General features: G+C 66.2%; 16 protein-coding genes. 9 read left to right on the top strand and 7 right to left on the bottom strand.

What is annotated here, in order from left to right:
- Positions 1–64 precede the first annotated feature (64 nt).
- Positions 65–1,006, top strand: a complete 942-nt coding sequence (locus E4K65_RS26045) for an aldo/keto reductase (protein WP_135176559.1) — start codon at positions 65–67, stop codon at positions 1,004–1,006.
- A 16-nt stretch (positions 1,007–1,022) separates the two neighbouring features.
- On the opposite strand, the gene hmuQ is transcribed toward E4K65_RS26045, so the two are convergent.
- The 3 genes from hmuQ to E4K65_RS26030 all read right to left on the bottom strand — a co-directional run bounded on the left by hmuQ (position 1,023) and on the right by E4K65_RS26030 (position 4,288).
- Positions 1,023–1,346: a heme-degrading protein HmuQ gene (gene hmuQ / locus E4K65_RS26040; RefSeq protein WP_008544592.1), complete on the bottom strand. Its 324-nt coding sequence runs from the start codon at positions 1,344–1,346 to the stop codon at positions 1,023–1,025.
- 144 nt (positions 1,347–1,490) lie between these two features.
- Positions 1,491–2,708: a DUF1501 domain-containing protein gene (locus E4K65_RS26035; RefSeq protein ID WP_167771150.1), complete on the bottom strand. Its 1,218-nt coding sequence runs from the start codon at positions 2,706–2,708 to the stop codon at positions 1,491–1,493.
- 2 nt (positions 2,709–2,710) lie between these two features.
- Positions 2,711–4,288, bottom strand: coding sequence for a DUF1800 domain-containing protein (locus E4K65_RS26030; protein WP_167771149.1), 1,578 nt, complete (start codon positions 4,286–4,288; stop codon positions 2,711–2,713).
- 114 nt (positions 4,289–4,402) lie between these two features.
- Here E4K65_RS26030 and E4K65_RS48800 point away from each other — a divergent pair, with 114 nt between their 5' ends.
- On the top strand, positions 4,403–4,600 hold the full coding sequence (locus tag E4K65_RS48800; protein WP_135176556.1) for a cysteine-rich CWC family protein: 198 nt from the start codon (positions 4,403–4,405) through the stop codon (positions 4,598–4,600).
- A gap of 345 nt (positions 4,601–4,945) precedes the next feature.
- Entirely contained in the window at positions 4,946–5,719 is a 774-nt protein-coding gene (locus E4K65_RS26020) for an outer membrane protein (RefSeq protein WP_167771148.1), read from the top strand.
- 45 nt (positions 5,720–5,764) lie between these two features.
- On the opposite strand, the gene E4K65_RS26015 is transcribed toward E4K65_RS26020, so the two are convergent.
- The 3 genes from E4K65_RS26015 to E4K65_RS26005 all read right to left on the bottom strand — a co-directional run bounded on the left by E4K65_RS26015 (position 5,765) and on the right by E4K65_RS26005 (position 7,706).
- Positions 5,765–6,463: a glutathione S-transferase family protein gene (locus E4K65_RS26015; protein ID WP_167771147.1), complete on the bottom strand. Its 699-nt coding sequence runs from the start codon at positions 6,461–6,463 to the stop codon at positions 5,765–5,767.
- A gap of 236 nt (positions 6,464–6,699) precedes the next feature.
- Positions 6,700–6,930 (bottom strand): hypothetical protein, encoded by a 231-nt coding sequence (locus E4K65_RS26010; protein WP_135176553.1) that lies wholly within the window; start codon positions 6,928–6,930, stop codon positions 6,700–6,702.
- A complete protein-coding gene (locus E4K65_RS26005) occupies positions 6,927–7,706 on the bottom strand; it encodes a sulfite exporter TauE/SafE family protein (protein ID WP_135176552.1) in 780 nt (259 codons plus the stop codon). Before E4K65_RS26005 ends, E4K65_RS26010 begins: the two co-directional genes overlap by 4 nt.
- A 123-nt stretch (positions 7,707–7,829) precedes the next feature.
- Between E4K65_RS26005 and E4K65_RS26000 the strand changes: the two genes are divergently transcribed.
- From E4K65_RS26000 to uvrB, 4 genes are all read left to right on the top strand, one after another.
- On the top strand, positions 7,830–8,747 hold the full coding sequence (locus E4K65_RS26000) for a LysR substrate-binding domain-containing protein (protein WP_135176551.1): 918 nt from the start codon (positions 7,830–7,832) through the stop codon (positions 8,745–8,747).
- A gap of 137 nt (positions 8,748–8,884) precedes the next feature.
- On the top strand, positions 8,885–9,112 hold the full coding sequence (locus E4K65_RS25995; RefSeq protein WP_027548436.1) for a hypothetical protein: 228 nt from the start codon (positions 8,885–8,887) through the stop codon (positions 9,110–9,112).
- A 35-nt stretch (positions 9,113–9,147) separates the two neighbouring features.
- On the top strand, positions 9,148–9,378 hold the full coding sequence (locus tag E4K65_RS25990) for a hypothetical protein (RefSeq protein ID WP_135176550.1): 231 nt from the start codon (positions 9,148–9,150) through the stop codon (positions 9,376–9,378).
- Between the two features lie 92 nt (positions 9,379–9,470).
- On the top strand, positions 9,471–12,386 hold the full coding sequence (gene uvrB, locus E4K65_RS25985; protein ID WP_135176549.1) for an excinuclease ABC subunit UvrB: 2,916 nt from the start codon (positions 9,471–9,473) through the stop codon (positions 12,384–12,386).
- 79 nt (positions 12,387–12,465) lie between these two features.
- Here uvrB and E4K65_RS25980 read toward each other — a convergent pair whose 3' ends face one another.
- Positions 12,466–12,702 (bottom strand): hypothetical protein, encoded by a 237-nt coding sequence (locus E4K65_RS25980; RefSeq protein WP_135176548.1) that lies wholly within the window; start codon positions 12,700–12,702, stop codon positions 12,466–12,468.
- A 299-nt stretch (positions 12,703–13,001) separates the two neighbouring features.
- On the opposite strand from E4K65_RS25980, the gene E4K65_RS25975 reads away from it, so the two are divergent.
- A complete protein-coding gene (locus tag E4K65_RS25975) occupies positions 13,002–13,454 on the top strand; it encodes a nuclear transport factor 2 family protein (RefSeq protein WP_167771146.1) in 453 nt (150 codons plus the stop codon).
- Between the two features lie 280 nt (positions 13,455–13,734).
- Complete coding sequence (locus E4K65_RS25970; protein ID WP_135176546.1) at positions 13,735–14,175, top strand: nuclear transport factor 2 family protein; 441 nt, start codon at positions 13,735–13,737, stop codon at positions 14,173–14,175.
- The last annotated feature ends 173 nt before the right edge of the window (positions 14,176–14,348 follow it).

Genomic DNA, 14,348 nt, shown 5'->3' with positions numbered 1-14,348 from the left:
GGCAGCTTGCTGGCGCGGTGCACCGCGGTCACAATGCGCTGCTGCTCATCTGACAGGACCTCCCATGGAAATTCGCAATCTCGGCGCCTCCGGCCTTCGCGTTTCCGCGGTCGGGCTCGGCTGCAACAATTTCGGCCAGCGCACCGACCTCGAGACCTCGCGCAAGGTGGTCCATCGCGCGCTCGACCTCGGCATCACGCTGCTCGACACCGCCGACATCTATTCGAACATGGGCGGCTCGGAAAACGTGCTCGGCACCGTCCTGGGCGATCGCCGAAAGGACATCGTGCTGGCGACGAAATATTCCAAGCCGATGGCGGAGGACGGAACCAAGCAGGGCGCCTCGCGCCGCTACATCATGAACGCGGTGGAAGCGAGCCTGAAGCGGCTGAAGACCGACTACATCGATCTCTACCAGCAGCACGACTATGACCCGCTGACGCCGATCGAGGAGAGCTTGCGCGCGCTCGACGATCTCGTCCGGCAGGGCAAGGTCCGCTACATCGGCAATTCGAACTTTCCGGCCTGGCGGGTCGCCGAGGCGGAGTACGTCGCACGCGCGACGAATGTCAGCCGCTTCGTCTCCTGCCAGGACGAATATTCCCTGGTGGTGCGCGACATCGAGAAGGATCTGCTGCCGGCCGCGCAGGAATACAGGCTCGGCCTGTTGCCGTTCTTCCCGCTCGCAAGCGGACTTCTGACCGGCAAATACCGGAAGGGCGAGAGCGCGCCTGATGACACCCGCTTCGGCAAGGTGCCGCGGCTGCGCGACCGCTACGTCACGCCGCGCAACGAGGACATCGTCGAGAAGCTCCAGGCCTTCGCCAAGGCGCGCGGGCACAGCATGCTCGAGCTCGCCTTCTCCTGGCTCGCCGGACGCCCGCAAGTGTCCAGCGTGATCGCCGGTGCCACCCGCGTCGAGCAGATCGAGGAGAACGTCAAGGCGATCGCCTGGAAGCTCAGCACTGATGATCTTGCCGAGATCGACAAGATCACGCTGGGCTGACGTCTGAAGCGCGGCGCTATTTGGCGCCGCGCCCGACCGTCTGCATCACCTCGAAGCCTTCGAATTGCGGATGGCCGAGATAAAGCGGCTTGTTGTCCCCGGCCTTGTGATGCGCGGCACGAAACGCCTCCGACTTGGTCCACGCCTCGAACGCCGCGTGGTTCGCCCACACGGTGTGCGAGGCGTACAGGGTGTGGTCCTCGAGTTCGGGCCCGCGCAGCAGATGGAATTCGACGAAGCCCGGCACCTTGTCCAGATGCGTGTCGCGCGAGAGCCACACCTGCTCGAAGGCGGCCTCGGAGCCCTTGGCGACGCGGAAGCGATTCATGGCGATGTACATGGATGGTCTCCTGATGTTCGGCTCATCATGTCGTCATTCCCCGACGCGCCGCAAGGCGCGGGCCCGGAATCCATAACCCCGATCGGGAGTATGGATTCCGGGCTCGCGCCAAGGGGCGCGCCCCGGAATGACGGCGTTTGTGGATTAGGCCACCAGCCCCTTCATCGGCCTTGCGCTTGCGCTGTCCGGAAACACCGTCTCCGCCAGCACACGGTCCGACAGACCGAACTGGCCTTGCAGAACGCCCTTGATCACGGAGCGCAGATCCGTGGTCGGCTTGAGGTCGCGGGCCTCATAGAGGTTGGCGAGCTTGAGGCCGGGCCAGTCGGAGATGACGCGGCCGCCCTTCACCGCGCCGCCGGCGAGCAGCGCGACGGTGGCGGTGCCGTGATCGGTGCCGTCGGTGCCGTTGATGCGCGCGGTGCGGCCGAACTCGGTTGCGACGACGACGACGGTGTCGCGCCAGCGCTCGCCGAGGCCGCTCTCGAATTCGGCGAGCGCGCCGTCGAGCCCGCCGAGCAGGAAGGCGAGGCGGCCGACCGGGCCGCCTTCATTGGCATGCGTATCCCAGCCGTCGAAGGCGAGCGCGGCAATGCGCGGGCCGTCGTCGGCGGCCATCAGCTTTGCCGCGCCGCGCGCGACCTGGCGCATCTGCGCGACCTGATTGCCGCCCTTCGGCTTCATGTCGTCGCCGCTCGCGACCTTGTCGAGCTGGAGGCCCTGCGACAGCGCCATCGCCAGCGCGGGATCGCGGTGACGGTAGAGATCGACGAGGCGCATCGCGGTGTCGTCGTCGGCCTGCGGCAGCGCAACCGGCGCCCAGCCGACGGTCGGCGCGTTGCCGCGCAGCACCAGCGGCGTGGTCGGTCCCACCGCAAGACCGCTCGAGACGCGCTCGCCGCGCGGCAGCGCTTCCAACGCGCGGTTGAGCCAGCCCGACTGCACCCGGCCCGGACCGGCATAGCCGCTTTCGAGCACGTCCTGGCCGTCGAAATGCGAGCGGTCGCGATAGGGCGTCGCCACCGCGTGGATCACCGCGGCGTGCTTGTCGCGATACATCCGCGCAAACTCCGGCATCGCCGGATGCAGCGCGAAGAAGGAATCGAGCATGATCGCGGGATGCGCGCCATCCGACGCGAGCGCGATCGATCCGTGCAGGCCGGCATAATCGGGATCACCGACCGGCGCGACGGTCGAGAGCCCGTCGAGCGCGCCGCGCAGGATCACGACGATCAGCCTGGGATCGCGACCGTCGGCCGCGCGCGCGAATTTCGGCAAATAGGCCCAGGCCGCGAACGAGGCGCCGCCGAGCAGGAGGCCGCGGCGCGAGGTGAGGAGGCGGTTCTCGACGCAGTCGATCATCATCATCTCCTCTGCATTTCCGGCGACATCAGCAGCAGCGCCAGCGCCTGCTGGCGCGATTCCGCGCGCTCGATGGTTCGCCGCGTTTCGATGGAGGCCGCGTCTGCTGCTGCGAATTCCAAGAGGTCGAGCGGGTCGATATTGTTGCCGAGCCGCGCGCCCATCTGCGCGGCGATGTCGAGCCGCAGCTTCATGCCTTCGGGCGCCGCCCATGCGGCGGTGGTGTCCGGGAAACCGTTGGGACCGGCCGGCGACCACAGCGGTTGACCGAGCAGGTTGAGATTGTTGAGATAGCCGCCGGGATCCTCCGGCACGCGTGCGAGCAGCCGGCCGCTCGCGACCACGAAGTCGTAAGGTGAGCGCATCTTGGTCAGCGGCGCCTTCCAGGCCTCGTCGGAATCGACCAGCGCCGTCGCCATCGCCTTGAGATCGCCGTCGGTCTTGGCGAAGACGTCGCGCAGGCGCGCGACCAATGCCTGAGGCGGATCGTCGGCGACCAAATGACGGACGAGCTTGGTCGCGATGAAATTCGCGGTCGACGGATGCCGGGCGATGTCGGCGAGCGCCGCCTCGCCCTGAGCCAGCCCCGTCGGCTCGTAGGTCCTGCCGAGCAGCACTTGCGGCCCGGGCTGGTGCGCATTGACGTTGAAGGCGAAGGAGCCGGGTGTGCCGAGCCCGCCTTGCCTTCCGGCAAAGGTCCAGCCCGTGATGATGCGCGCGAGCGAGGTGACGTCCTCCTGCGTGTAGCCGCCGCCAACGCCGAGCGTATGCAGCTCCATGATCTCGCGCGCGAGATTTTCGTTCAGCCCGCGCTTGCGGTTTTGCCCCGCGCGCGAGTCCGGCCCGAGCGATTGCTGGTTGTCGAGGAAGAACAGCATGGCCGGATGCTGCTCGACCGCCTTGAGCATGTCGGCGAAACGTCCGAGCACGTGCGGCCGGATCGCCTCGCGCTCGAACGCGCCGGCCCAGATCCGCGCCAGCTCGCCCTTGCTCGCGGAGATGCAGAAATGGTTGGACCAGAACACGACCAGCCGCTCGGTGAAGCCGCATTCGACCAGCGTCGCACGCTGCAAGCGCGCCAGCGCCTCGGTACGAAAGGTTTTCTGGATCACGTTGAGCGGCTGTGGCGCGGGCTTGGCGGCCGGCGGTGCGGCCATGTTCGGCTGCATGGTGTCGGGCTTCGCCATAGTGTCGGCCGGCTTGCTGTCAGTCGGCTTGGCCTCGGCCATCTGGCCGGCGATTTCCGTCGCCGCGGCGTTCAGCGAGAGATTGCGGCGCAGTCCGGGCTTTTGATCGGACGGCGCTTGCGGCGGCGGCGCCTCAGTCGGCGCGCCGGCTTTGGCGGCGGCCTCGCGCGCCTGCTTGACCTGGTCCTGATAGGCGAACACGGCTTGCCCGAGCTGCGGCGTGGATTGCAGCCCTGGCGCCTCCAGCAGCACGCCGTTGGGTCGGCTCAGCTCCGCCTTGACGAATCCGCGCGGATCCGAGGCCGCGTTGATGAGATCGCCGGATGCCCCGCCGCGGGCGCCGAAGCCGAACCGGTTGAGCGCAACGAGGGCGGCTTGCGAATCGCGGGCCATCGATTTGTCCTTCGCGGATTGCCAACCGCTTTCCTGGTCTGTGCGCGGCGGATAATATACCGCAGCGGGAGATGAACCCGACATGAAAATGACGAGACACCTTTTGCGCAAATCATGACAATTCCGAAAGAATCCTCAACGCAGGAACCGCGCCGCCTCGCCTGTTCCCGCTGCGGCACCGAGTTCGGCTGCGATCTCTCGGGCACCTGCTGGTGCGCGGAGGAAACCGCGCGACTGCCGATGCCGGTCAAGGGCGAGGATTGTCTGTGCCGGGACTGTCTGCGGGAGGCGGCAGCGAGCGCGGCAAAGTAGGCCGCAACATCGTCGGTGAGACGCGAGCACGCGCTACACTTTCGGTGTCGTCCCGGCCTGGTGCGCAATTGCGCACCAGGCCGGGACGACGTTACGGAGAGAGTGTGCGCAGCAGCTACACCGCAGCCCCGAGCGGCTTCCGCGCTATCGGATATTTCCTGCCCGATGTCGTCACGGGCCTGATCATGTCAGTCTCGACGCCGTTGCTGAGCACCGGCGTGACATTTCAGGGACAGCCCATCGACCGGCCCCCTGCTATTGAACTACCTGAGATTTCATCGGTCAGGGGCTTCCATGTCACGAATTTGCTTCTCACGACTCGCGCTCTTCGCGGCCATCGGGGGAATGGCGTCCGTCTCCGCGGCGGTGGCAGCCGACATGCAGGCCCAGGCCTACAAGGCCTTGCCGGCGGTCGCGCCGTTCAGCTGGACGGGATTTTACGTCGGCGGAAGCGCCGGCGCGAGCTGGAACAAAGCCGATCCGAGTCTCAGCGCTGTCAACGGGCCGGTTGCGCTCTACTTCCCCGCCGACATTCCCGGACTGAACGCCATCGGTTCGCCGGGCCTATCGGGAACCAGTGCAATCGTCGGCGGCAAGGCCGGTTACAATCGGCAATGGGGCAGTTTCGTCGCCGGCGTCGAAGGCGACATTTCGTGGCGCCACTTCGACAAGACGGTCGCGACGGCCGGCAGTCCGTTCCTGACCTTCCCCGTTGGCACCGCGGCGTTCACAACCACCGTCTCGACCAACTGGCTCGCGACCATTCGCCCCCGCATCGGTTATGCGGTCGACAAGGCGCTCTTCTACGCTACCGGCGGTGTCGCCATCGGCGACGTCAAATATTCGAACAGCTATGTGGGCTTCTCGCCGCTCGGATTCGGCTCGGAATTCGAGACGGCCGCGGTCAGCCAGACCCGGGTCGGCTGGACTGTCGGCGCCGGCATCGACTATGCGATCACGCCACATTGGGTGGTGAGCGGGGAATACCTGCACGTTGACCTCGGCTCGGTCTCCACCTCCGGCCTGGTCACAACCGGCAACACGCCTACCGCGACCTTCAACGTCTCGACCAAGCTGCGCAGCGACATTGGCCGCTTCGGCATCGCCTACAAGTTCTGACGCAAGTCGGGCTCGCGCCTTCGGCCGAGCCCGCCCTCCGATCTGCTACACCGCGTGCCCCGGCGATGTCCGCGCCATGCCGTCGAACGCATCGAGCAGCTTCTCGCGCCACGCATAGACCGGATCGTCCGCCTCCAGCAGCTTGAACGGGCTCACCACCCGCGCCCATTGAAAACCGCCGAACACGATGTAGTCGGCGTAGTTCGGCGCATTGCCGCCAAGATAGGCTTGCGTCTTGAACGTCTGCCGCATCACTTCGAGCGATTTGCGGAAGGCGACCACGCCGGCATCGCGGCTGGCCATGATCTCTTCCAGCGTCTTGCCACCGAACCGCGCCTCGCGCGACCTGCGGAAATAGGCGGCATCGGCGTCGGCGAGATTCTTCGGGATGTCGGCGATGATCAGCGGAAAGATGCCGCCGACGATGGCGATGTCGCCGAAGGCGTTGATCATGCGCGCCATGGCGCGGCCGCCCTCGCCGCCGAACAGCGACGGGCGATCCGGAAAGGTGTCTTCGAGATAGTTCGCGATCGCCCAGGAATCGACGACGGGCTTGTCGTCGTGCAGGAGCACCGGGACCTTCTCCGAGCCGTGCGGCGCGATCGCGCTCTTCTCGGTGAAGCGCCAGGGCAGCGATTCCGCCGCCAGGCCCTTGTGCGCCAACGCCATTCGCGTGCGCCAGCAATACGGGCTGAAGGGACGCGAGGCGTCGGTGCCGACGAGTTCGAACAGTTTGAGCGACATGGCTGGTGCTCCGTCATTGCGAGCGCAGCGAAGCAATCCAGACTGCCGCCGCGGAGACATTCTGGATTGCTTCGCTGGCGCTCGCAATGACGATGTGGAGAGAGATGCGCATACCAAATTCCGTTGTCATGCCCGCGAAGGCGGGGCATCCAGTACGCCGCCGCGGTCGTGAGATACATTGCTGCCGGTGTTTACTGGATCATCCGCCTTCGCGGATGATGACAGCTGCGCTTGGCTCACCGCCCGTTAGTTCGCAAAAACCTTTCGCCGTCCTCCGTCACTGCGATGACCAGCCCGAGGCCGGCAACCGTCTCGCGCGCGACGTAGCCGCGGTCGGCGGCGTCTTCCCAGATGGTGAGGCGCGGGCACGACGTCTTCCAGGTCGAAATCACCTCGGCATAGGCGCGCGGCTCGCGCGCGACCCATTCGACGAAGTCCAGCACCAGCGGATCGGCGGTCTCGCTCATTGCAAACCTCCCTTGTCGAAGGCCGCCAGTACCGGGGTCCGAACCAGGAGCCAGCCGCCATAGGCGACGTAGTAGCAGGCGATGGTGGTGATCAGCTTGTTCGACCAGGCGATGAATTGCTGGTCGGTCATGGCTTCGAGGATGCGCCGCGCCAGCGTGGTGCCGAGCATCGAAGCTGCGATCGCGACGCCGGCGAGCACGGGATCGAGGCTCGCCGCCTGGTCGATGATGCCGCCGAAATAGATCAGCTTGGTGAAGTGGCTGACGAGCTGGCACATCGCCTTCGTCGCCACCTTCTCACGCCGGCCGAAATCGCCGCCGAGGAAGAAGGTATCGAGCAGCGGGCCCGACACGCCGGTCATCAGCATCAAGCCCATGCAGATCGTGCCATAGACGGTGCCCTGCCAGAGCCTGTCAGGGTCCGGTTTGATGTTCGTCGGCAGCAACCGCGCCATGAACGGGGTGATGCCGAGCAGCAGCAGCGCCGTCGGCTTATCAGGCACGTAGCGGGTCAGCGACCAGGCCGCGAGCGCGATGGCAGCGCCGACCATATAGTTCGCGACCGGCCGCCAGCGGATATGCGCGCGCCACAGGAAAGCGCGCCAGCCGTTCGAGGCCATCTGCGTGATCGCATGCAGCACCATCGCGGTCGGCAGCGGCATCAAGGCCAGCAGCACGCCGATCAGGATCAGCCCGCCCGCCATGCCGAACAGTCCCGACAGGAACGCGGTGGCGACCATCAGCAATCCAAGGGCAGCGATCATCGTGGGCGTCACGTGGGGTCTCCTGTAGCGAGTGAGGGACGGCGGGGAGAGGCGAAGGGGAACGTGCCTCGCTTGCCCTGACTTCGCAAACTGAGTTATCTTGCCCTGGCATCAGCTTTCCTGAGGGTCGGTCAATTGCGGCGGCTGCTGTTTCTCAACGGCATCAAGGCATTCGAGGCGGCGGCGCGGACCGGCAGCTTTGCTGCGGCGGGCGTCGAGCTCAACGTGTCGGCGGCCGCCGTCAGCCGCATGGTGCATCTGCTCGAAGAGCGGCTCGGCGTCGCGCTGTTCGAGCGCAAGGCCAACAGGCTGGTGCTGACGCAGGCGGGCCGCGCCTATCAGAGCGGGCTGACGCCGATCTTCGATGCGCTGGCCAGCCTGACCGCGCAGGTGACGGCGCCCTCCAGCGTCCGCGTTCTCACCATCGGCGTCGGCCACACCTTTGCGATGCGCTGGCTGATCCCGCGCCTGTCGGAGTTTCGCAACGAGGAGCCCGACATCGAGGTGCGCTTCACCACTGGCGGCGCATCGGTGCCGTTCGGCGAGGACTGGAGCTGCGGCATCAAGCTCGGCACCGGCGACTGGCCCGGGCTCGTCGCCGAGCCGCTGTTCGCCGGCGATCTCACGCCGGTCTGCGTGCCCCGTCTCGCCGCCTCATTGAAGCGGCCGGCCGATCTCAGGGGACCCAGCCTGATCCGCGTCGCGCATTCAGCCGAGGACTGGCCGATCTGGCTGAAGGCCGCCAACCTCGCCCGGATCAATGCGCGCGGGCCGGAGTTCCAGTTCTACGGCCAGGCGCTCCAGGCCGCCGCCGACGGGCTCGGCATCGCCATGGGCATCCGGCCCTATATCGACGACGATCTCGCCGCCGGACGCCTGGTGGCGCCGTTCGACCTCTCGGTGCCCAAGGGCATGCGCTGGTATCTGGTCTATCGTAGCTTCCAGACCGAGCAGCGCGATTTCGCCGCGTTCCGCCGCTGGATCATGCGCGCGGCGTCGGAACCTGCCGCCCGCCCGGTGAGGCGGACCGGCCGCACCACCACGCGGAACTGACACTCAGCGGTTCCGCCGGCAAAAAACCCCGTCCCTTGTGAACGGCTTCACATCCTGAAATCCGCAAACGTGGTCCCCTGACCCTCCAACAAGGCACTCGAGCAAGAGACTCGAACTAGACACTCTGGGGACTACCAATGACGACCATTTACGACGGCTTTGACATCGAATCCTTCGAAGCTGGCAAGGGACTGTGGCACGCCCGCATCCGGCGCGCCGATTTCAGCCCGGTTGCCATCGACGGCGTGCTGTTTCCGGCCATGGAAGTCGGCTTCGCCTGGCCCGATCGCGACGCGGCGATCGCCGACGCCAAGCACCATATCGATCGCTTCCGCCGGCGGGCGGACGACAGCGACGACGAATGATCGGTCAGGGACAGCACGCAAAAGGGGAACCGGTCATGTCAGTCATCGAATTCGACGACGCAACACGGCCTCGGATCTACGACCGCACCGTCCTGTCGAATTGTCCCGAATGCGGCAACGATCTCACGGTGGTCCGCGTGATCGGCGGCCGCGCCGGATGCGAGTACTGGACCATGCGCTGCACCGGTTGCGGCGGGATCCACCTCGACATCCTCAAGCCGCAGCGGGCGGCCGGTGACGACGAGGGCCCGCCGCCGGTGGCGTGATCCTGCGGCTGCTGCCAACCTGCTGTCAGCAGCCTGAGCACGGACGGGCATTCGCCCTTTCCTGAGGGGCGGACTCGTCCCATATTCGCCTCATGGCGAAGAAACCTGCATCCTCCGAAAAATCCGGCAAATCCCCCAAGTCCAAGGCCCCGAACTCGAAGGCGCATCGCCCTGACGTGCAGCCGATCGGGCCGGCGCTGGCCGAGCTGCTCAATCCCGCCATCAACCGTGGCGATGCCGGGCTTGGATCGGGCACCGGCCTCCAGCCGCCGCCGGACAATTCGCGCGACCGTCGCGCCGGGGGCGAGGCCGCCGCGCATCGCGCGCGGGCCTCGACGCCGAAGGACTTCTCCAGTGACCGCCCGGCGGGACTGGACGAGGCGCCGCAGGCCAATTACGGCACCGCGGCCACGATCCCGACGCTCGATCCGGAACTGGCACGGCAGCTTGGTCTGCCTACCGAGGAGGACGACGCCGAGGCGCTGGCGCGCCCGCCGCGCACCAAGATGGAAGCGCTCGGCGTCAAGGCCACCGCAGACGCGCTGGAATCGCTGATCCGCGAGGGCCGACCGGAGTTCCGCAAGGACGACGGCTCCACGAAGGTGTGGACCCCGCATCGGCCGCCGCGCCCGGAAAAGTCCGAAGGCGGCGTGCGCTTCGAGATCAAGTCGGCCTACGAGCCGCGCGGCGACCAGCCGACCGCGATCGCCGAGCTGGTCGAGGGCATCCAGCGCAACGACCGCTCGCAGGTGCTGCTCGGCGTCACCGGTTCCGGCAAGACCTACACCATGGCCAAGGTGATCGAGGCGACGCAGCGCCCCGCGATCATCCTGGCGCCGAACAAGACGCTGGCCGCCCAGCTCTATGGCGAGTTCAAGAGCTTCTTCCCGGACAATGCGGTCGAATACTTCGTCTCGTATTACGACTACTACCAGCCGGAAGCCTACGTCCCGCGCACGGACACCTATATCGAGAAGGATTCCTCCATCAACGAGCAGATCGACCGCATGCGCCATTCGGCGACGCGCGCGCTGCTCGAACGCGACGACGTCATCATCGTCGCGTCGGTGTCCTGCATCTACGGTATCGGCTCGGTCGAGACCTACACCGCGATGACCTTCGCGCTGAAGAAGGGCGAGCGCATCGACCAGCGCCAGCTCATCGCCGACCTCGTCGCGCTCCAGTACAAGCGCACCCAGGCCGATTTCACCCGCGGCACGTTCCGGGTCAGAGGCGACGTCATCGACATCTTCCCGGCGCACTATGAGGACCGGGCCTGGCGCGTGAACCTGTTCGGCGACACCATCGAGACCATCGAGGAATTCGATCCGCTCACCGGCTACAAGCAGGACGAGCTCGAATTCATCAAGATGTACGCCAACTCGCACTATGTGACGCCGCGCCCGACGCTGGTGCAGGCGATCAAGTCGATCAAATCAGAATTGAAGATGCGGCTCGACCAGCTGCACGACCAGGGACGCCTGCTGGAGGCGCAGCGGCTGGAGCAGCGCACCACCTTCGACCTCGAGATGATGGAGGCGACGGGGAGCTGCGCCGGCATCGAGAACTATTCGCGCTATCTCACCGGGCGCCTGCCCGGCGAGCCGCCGCCGACGCTGTTCGAGTATGTCCCCGACAACGCGCTGGTGTTCGCCGACGAGAGCCACGTCACCGTGCCGCAGATCGGCGGCATGTTTCGCGGCGACTTCCGCCGCAAGGCGACGCTGGCCGAATACGGCTTCCGCTTGCCGTCGTGCATGGACAATCGCCCGCTGCGCTTCGAGGAGTGGGACATGATGCGGCCGCAGACGGTCGCTGTGTCGGCGACGCCAGGCGGCTGGGAGCTGAACGAAAGCGGCGGCGTGTTCGTCGAGCAGGTCATCCGCCCGACCGGGCTGATCGATCCGCCCGTCAACATCCGCCCCGCCCGCACCCAGGTGGACGATCTCGTCGGCGAGGTGCGCGCGACCGCGCAGGCCGGCTATCGCTCGCTCATCACGGTGCTCACAAAGCGCATGGCAGAGGACCTCACCGAATATCTGCATGAGCAGGGCATTCGCGTGCGCTACATGCACAGCGATATCGACACCATCGAGCGCATCGAGATCATCCGCGATTTGCGGCTCGGCGCGTTCGACGCGCTGGTCGGCATCAACCTCCTGCGCGAAGGCCTCGACATTCCCGAATGCGCGCTGGTCGCGATTCTGGACGCCGACAAGGAAGGCTTTCTGCGCAGCGAGACCTCGCTGATCCAGACCATCGGCCGCGCCGCGCGCAACGTCGACGGCAAGGTGATCCTCTACGCCGACCAGATGACGGGCTCGATGGAGCGCGCCATCGCCGAGACCAACCGCCGTCGCGAAAAGCAGGTCGAGTACAACACGGAGCACGGCATCACGCCGGAGAGCGTGAAGAAGCACATCGGCGACATCCTCAACTCCGTCTACGAGCGCGACCACGTGCTGGTCGAGGTCGGCGGCCACGACATGACCGACGACGTCATCTCGATCGGCCACAATTTCGAAGCCGTGCTGGCCGATCTCGAAACCCGGATGCGCGAGGCCGCCGCCGATCTGAACTTCGAGGAAGCCGCGCGCCTGCGCGACGAAGTCAAGCGCCTGCGCGCCACCGAGCTCGCGGTCGTCGACGACCCCACCGCAAAACAACGCACCGTGCAGGGCAAGGCCGGCGCCTACGCGGGTACGAAGAAATACGGCGATGCCGCCAACCTGCCCGTCAGCGCCATGAAGAAGAAGACCGTGAGCTCGGCGCTGAAAGCCAGCGGCGGCGGCAGCGGCTCGAAGGTGCACAAGCCGCATCTCGACGAGATGCACGGCCCGGAGTCGCTGCCCTACCGCGAGAACCGCGCGCTGCCGTCAAAACCGTTCGGCGGCGAGAGCCGGATCATCCAGCCGACGGATTCACGGCAGTCGGGGCCGGAGTTCGGGCCCACCCCGCGCTCCAGCGGCGGCGCGCCGGGTCATCGCGGCGGGTGGAAGAAGAGGTAGGCGGCGCAGTATCACCCGCGCCAGTCGTGGCTATGGATTCCGGGCTCGCCGCTTTGCGGCGCCCCGGAATGACGGGGGATTACAACTTCCCCTGCCCGTTCACCTGGCTCTGCTGTTGCCGCTGCCTTTCCTGCTCCTTGGCGTGGTGGCGGCCATAGAGGCAGCCGGCAGCGGCGCCGAGGACGCCGTGATGACCGGCGTAGTGGCCGGCGACGCCGCCGACGACGGCGCCCTTGATGCAGCCTTTGGCATTGGCGGTGGAGGTTGCGCCGAGCACGAGAAGGGCGGCGGCGACGGCTAGAAGCGGGGATTTCATGGATCGATGTCTCCGGATGCGGTGTCGGCGTCTCAACGGGCGCGGGCGCATCGCGGTTCCACGCGCCTGCGCGGGCTCGGCATTGCGCATTCGTCCACACGCCTCGCGCGCCAGGCAGCCGAATGCAGCGTGAATTCGTGCAGGTGCGCAGCTTCTCAACCCGTAATTGCAGCCATGAACCTGGCATTGCGCTTGCGCGTCATATCGACTGCAACACCCCTGTGGTTTTGCGGATTGCCGCTACGCGAAACCGCGCGTTAGCGTTGCGCAACGCCACGCGGCCAATGAGGACGGGCGGAATGACGGTCGAGAAGCTTAATCGCCAGCGCGTCGTGCATCTGCTCGACGCCTTCGCGCGCGGCGACATCGAGGCCGCGCTGTCGTGCTGTACCGACGACGTCGACTTCCTCACCCACGCGCCGATCGACATCCTGCCGCATATGGTGCCGCGCCACGGCAAGGCCGAATTGCGCGCGCTCTGGCAGACGGTCTGGTCGCGCTATTCGGAGGTCCGCTACAAGGCGCCACACATCGTCGCCGAGGGCGACGAGGTCGCGACCTACATGCACACCTATTTCAGAAAGCGCAGCAACGACCGCGTCGTGCAGTTCGACATCGCGGTGTTCTACACCTTCCGCAACGGACAGGTGGCGCAGATCCGCGAGATCATCGATTCCTACGATCTGGTGCAGCAGGTGCTGGAGCGCGAGATCGGGCCGCTGATCGTGGGAGCGGGGGTGGACGGGGGCTAATCCCGACCGCGCTCTTCGCGGCGTCGTCCTGGCGAAAGCCAGGACGACACCGAGGATGTGGCGCACTTCGGGTTCCACAAGCCAACGACCGGAAGATTACGGGGTTCTATTGTAAATCTCACAAAACGCGGTCAATTGTGCATTGCGAAAACGTGAATTGCGTTTCGGCTGAAATCTCCTATTTTGTTCGTATACAAATGAGTTGAACGGCCCCGCGGCACGTTTCCGGTGCATCGGGCTGTTTTCCGTTTTTCGCAAGCCAGCGTCAGGACTGCCCAAAATGACAGAGCACAGCCTCTGGCGTTTCTCGCGCGCGTTGCACCGCGCGATCAACGACCGGCATTTCGAGGATATCGAGACCCTGATCGACGAGGACGTCGAATGGGCGCTCTACGGCCCGATCGACATGTTTCCGTTCCTCGGCGCGCGCCAGGGCAAGGACGCCGTGCTCGACGTCATCCGCCAGCTCGCCGACAATTTCCAGGTCCGCCGCTTCGACCGCGAGAGCATCATGCTCGGCGTCGATTCCGCCGCCTCGATGGTGCGCTATTCGCTGACGGCGCTGGATTCCAACAAGCCGATTTCCTTGCGGGTCGCGCAGTTCGCCCAGTTCAGGGCGGGCAAGCTCGTCAGCTTGCGCGTGCTGATCGACACCTTCGACCTGGTCGAGCAGGCACTCGGCCGCGCCATTCATCTGCCGAAGATGAGCAGCGTCGGCTGAGGGGAGACGCCAACGGGCCCCGCTCTTCGGGACCGATGACGACGCGTGGCGCGACGTCCTGGCCTCCAGCCCCGCCGGATGCCGTCGTGCCGGAAGCCCGTCGTCGGGCGCGCGCCTTTCGCGCGGCCCGTTGGTTCGCGTCTCCAGGCGAGCCGCCACAATTTCGCAACGAT

Origin of the sequence: Bradyrhizobium niftali (assembly GCF_004571025.1) — a bacterium.
Taxonomy (GTDB): Bacteria; Pseudomonadota; Alphaproteobacteria; order Rhizobiales; family Xanthobacteraceae; genus Bradyrhizobium; species Bradyrhizobium niftali.
Note: the sequence above shows the minus strand (reverse complement) of the source record. Positions and strands in the feature narration are given on the sequence as shown.

Excerpts from the sequence above, each read along its gene's own strand:
- E4K65_RS26010 (WP_135176553.1), bottom strand. The coding sequence starts at position 6,930 with ATGAGCGAGACCGCCGATCCGCTGGTGCTGGACTTCGTCGAATGGGTC.
- E4K65_RS25975 (WP_167771146.1), top strand. The coding sequence starts at position 13,002 with ATGACGGTCGAGAAGCTTAATCGCCAGCGCGTCGTGCATCTGCTCGAC.
- uvrB (WP_135176549.1), top strand. The coding sequence starts at position 9,471 with ATGGCGAAGAAACCTGCATCCTCCGAAAAATCCGGCAAATCCCCCAAG.
- E4K65_RS26045 (WP_135176559.1), top strand. The coding sequence starts at position 65 with ATGGAAATTCGCAATCTCGGCGCCTCCGGCCTTCGCGTTTCCGCGGTC.
- E4K65_RS25970 (WP_135176546.1), top strand. The coding sequence starts at position 13,735 with ATGACAGAGCACAGCCTCTGGCGTTTCTCGCGCGCGTTGCACCGCGCG.
- E4K65_RS25995 (WP_027548436.1), top strand. The coding sequence starts at position 8,885 with ATGACGACCATTTACGACGGCTTTGACATCGAATCCTTCGAAGCTGGC.
- E4K65_RS25990 (WP_135176550.1), top strand. The coding sequence starts at position 9,148 with ATGTCAGTCATCGAATTCGACGACGCAACACGGCCTCGGATCTACGAC.
- E4K65_RS26030 (WP_167771149.1), bottom strand. The coding sequence starts at position 4,288 with ATGGCCCGCGATTCGCAAGCCGCCCTCGTTGCGCTCAACCGGTTCGGC.
- E4K65_RS26035 (WP_167771150.1), bottom strand. The coding sequence starts at position 2,708 with ATGATCGACTGCGTCGAGAACCGCCTCCTCACCTCGCGCCGCGGCCTC.
- E4K65_RS48800 (WP_135176556.1), top strand. The coding sequence starts at position 4,403 with ATGACAATTCCGAAAGAATCCTCAACGCAGGAACCGCGCCGCCTCGCC.
- E4K65_RS25980 (WP_135176548.1), bottom strand. The coding sequence starts at position 12,702 with ATGAAATCCCCGCTTCTAGCCGTCGCCGCCGCCCTTCTCGTGCTCGGC.
- E4K65_RS26015 (WP_167771147.1), bottom strand. The coding sequence starts at position 6,463 with ATGTCGCTCAAACTGTTCGAACTCGTCGGCACCGACGCCTCGCGTCCC.
- E4K65_RS26020 (WP_167771148.1), top strand. The coding sequence starts at position 4,946 with ATGGCGTCCGTCTCCGCGGCGGTGGCAGCCGACATGCAGGCCCAGGCC.
- hmuQ (WP_008544592.1), bottom strand. The coding sequence starts at position 1,346 with ATGTACATCGCCATGAATCGCTTCCGCGTCGCCAAGGGCTCCGAGGCC.